Raw genomic sequence first — 2,843 nt, 5'->3', positions numbered from 1 at the left:
CTTTGCAGAAGGCCCTTGCTCCCCTGCCAAGCCGTTCGGCGCTGAAACAAGATGTCCTTTACCTGATGGTGGATCTGCCACAGCAGGGACTGTTCAGCCGCTCTATGGTGTTGCAGCGGGTTGCCGGCCAATTGGAAGGCGCGCCGGTGCAGGGAGTCAGCCAACTGGTGGTGTACGGTCGGCTGCAGGGAGAAACGCAGCCGCAGTGGAAAAAAGTCTTCTATTTGTCTTCTGGGAAAAGCGGTGCCGACGCCACGGAGATTGTATTGCCCGGCACCAAGATTTCCGAGATCAAGGTGCTGGATGCCCAAAAACCTGTTGTGGATCCCGATGCCAGGCCTGATCGCAAAGTTAAAACCCTAGAGGCGCCGCTTCCCAAAACCCAGAAAGAGCGAGGCTCAGGGCCTGACCCAAACCAGTCTCCTCATGCCTCTGCACAGGCCCAAGCTGGGATCCCGACCTCTCCGTCCACAACTGCCCCTGCTCGCCCCAGTTCTCCCATCAGCCTTCCGGTCAACGTTCAGGCGCTTGGCCAGCAGTTGCACCAACCTACCCTACGCCCCTTCCTGGGGGGAGCCCTGGCCTTGTCTCTCCTGCTGGGGGCCGGGTTGGTGGTGCATTCCTTCCGGCAGCCCGACATCCCTGCCCGGGCCAGATCGCTGGGAGTAGGGATCCCTCTGTTGCTCCTGGCTGCAGGGGGGGGCTGGCTGGGGTGGAAAGGCTGGCGTGCTGTCAACACCTTTAAGCGAGAGGGATCCTCTGATCCTTTGGCAGAAGGTTTGTCCTTTTTACAGGCCAATCAAGTTCCTGAGGCAGTGGAGCGGTTTCAGGAGGCCCTGTCCCTCACCCAGGGATCTGCTCAAGTCGAGATCCATAGCCTGCTTGGCCAAGCCTGGGCCGAGAAAGGCAACTGGGCAGAAGCCTTGGCCCAGCAACAAAAGGCCCTTGGGTTGGATCCCCACTTCAGCCAGGCCCACCTCTGTATTGCTCAAATTCGCCTCAAGCTGGGGCAATGGGACGAGGCGATCGATTCCTGCTGGGCTGCTTTGGAGTTGGACGATCGCCTGGGCTCAGCCCACTACCTGATGGGACAAGCGCTGATGCGCAAGGGCCAGTTAAAGGCGGCAATAGCAGCTTTTCAAACCGCCCTCAATCTCGATCTGGATCCCGAATTAGCCGCCGCTGTGCGGGTGGATCTGGGCTTGGCCATGGTTCATGCGGGGCGTCTGGCCCAGGCTGGCCAAGAGTTCAGCCAGGTGCTCCTCTCCGGCAGCTCCTCCAAGCTCCAGCAGGGCCGCGCCTACTACGGGCTGGGCTTGGTCTTAGCGGCCCAGGAGCAGCACAGCGAAGCCATCAAAAGCTACCAGCGAGCCCTGGGGCTAGTGCCCAGCTTGCCTGAGGCGGTTGCTGCCATCGGCTTGTCCTATTTGGGTCAAAAACACCGCGACGCCTCTGGGCGCAAGTTTGTCTGGCCCCAGCAGGTGCAAGAGGCTGTGCAGCAGTTTGAACAAGCGTTAAGAGAAGACCCAGATTTGCCCGAAGCCCACTTTGGCCTGGGAGAAGTGGCCCGTATCAAGGGGGATCTGAGCTCAGCGGTGGCCAGCTATCAACGGGCGATGCGCAGCAACGGCAGCTACGGCATGGCCCACTACCGCCTGGGATCCGTCTTGGCCCGCCAAGGCAAGTTGGAGCAGGCCGTCGAGCACTTTCGCTCGGCTTTGGAAATTTCTCCCAACTTCCCCGAAGCCAAAGGGAGCCTGCAGCGGCTTCTCTCTAAGCAGACGGAAGAGGTACATACCGACCTACTGCCCGTGTAAAGATGGGAGCTGATCGACGCTGAGGGATCCCGGTTGCCGCCCGACAAGGTGCACGCCCGCCTGCGAGAGGTTGCCGCTCCAGCCATGAAGGGATCCCTGCCCACTGTGGTCTTGGCCGGATGTGGCTATGGAGCCATCGATGCCCTGCGGGCCCTCAAAGGGCAAGCGCGGGTGATCGCCATCAATCCCCACCCCTACATCGTCAACTCGGGCATGTCCACGCGGCTGCTGAGCGGTCGGTTTTCCCTGGATCTGGTGCGGATCCCGCTGCTGGAGCACATTCAAGCCAATGGCGCCCAGTTTCTGCAAGGACGAGTAACCCACATTCACCCGCAGGCGCAAACCCTGACCCTGGAAGGCGCAGGCGGGATCCAAACCCTTGCCTACGATTACCTGTTGGTGAATGTGGGGCGGGAGCTGCGGGCCATCGACGGGATGCAACATGCTTTCGCCATTCGACCGGCGGAGCAACTGGTGGCCGCCCAAACCTGGATCCGGCAGTGCTGGCAGCGGGCGGCCCAGGGAGATCCGACGCCGAGCCTGCTGACCTTTGGGGTGGTGGGGGGAGGTTGCACCGGCACAGAGCTGATGGGAGAGCTGTACGACCTCTGCCGCGAGATGAGCGCAGCAACGGGGATCCCTTTGGCGCGGGCCCGCCTGCTCCTGATCCATGGCCAGGCCCATCTGGCCGAGGGCTTCTCAGAACGCTTCCGCCAGGAGGTGGAAAGGGAGATCCGCCGCTTGGGGGTAGAGATCTGGGCGGAGCGCCGGGTAAAAGCCTTCGGGCCACAGCAAGTTTGGCTAGAGGATGGCAGCGAGCTGGTGGCCCAGACCCGCCTATGGGCGGGTGGGTTGCAGGCGCCCGCCTGGCTGAGAAGCTGCGGCCTGCCGCTGGGGCCGACGGGATCCCTGCTGGTGGATGAGTGCCTGCGGGTGCAGGGGGCAGAGCGCATCTTGGCCTTAGGGGACTGCGCCGACTTTGTCTGGGGATCCCGTCTCTTGCCCAAGATCGGCGTGTACGCGGTG

General features: G+C 62.3%; 2 protein-coding genes. Both read left to right on the top strand.

What is annotated here, in order from left to right; all coding sequences use genetic code 11:
• Positions 1-1,817 (top strand): tetratricopeptide repeat protein (locus NW863_RS10630; protein ID WP_414366256.1); only part of this gene is annotated, 1,817 nt, incomplete at its 5' end.
• Positions 1,818-1,850: 33 nt separating this feature from the next.
• Positions 1,851-2,843, top strand: a 993-nt coding sequence (locus NW863_RS10625; protein WP_414366255.1) for an NAD(P)/FAD-dependent oxidoreductase, incomplete at its 3' end; no start/stop codon positions are given.

The organism is Synechococcus sp. B60.1, from assembly GCF_047462555.1.
GTDB lineage: Bacteria > Cyanobacteriota > Cyanobacteriia > Thermostichales > Thermostichaceae > Thermostichus.
Note: the sequence above shows the minus strand (reverse complement) of the source record. Positions and strands in the feature narration are given on the sequence as shown.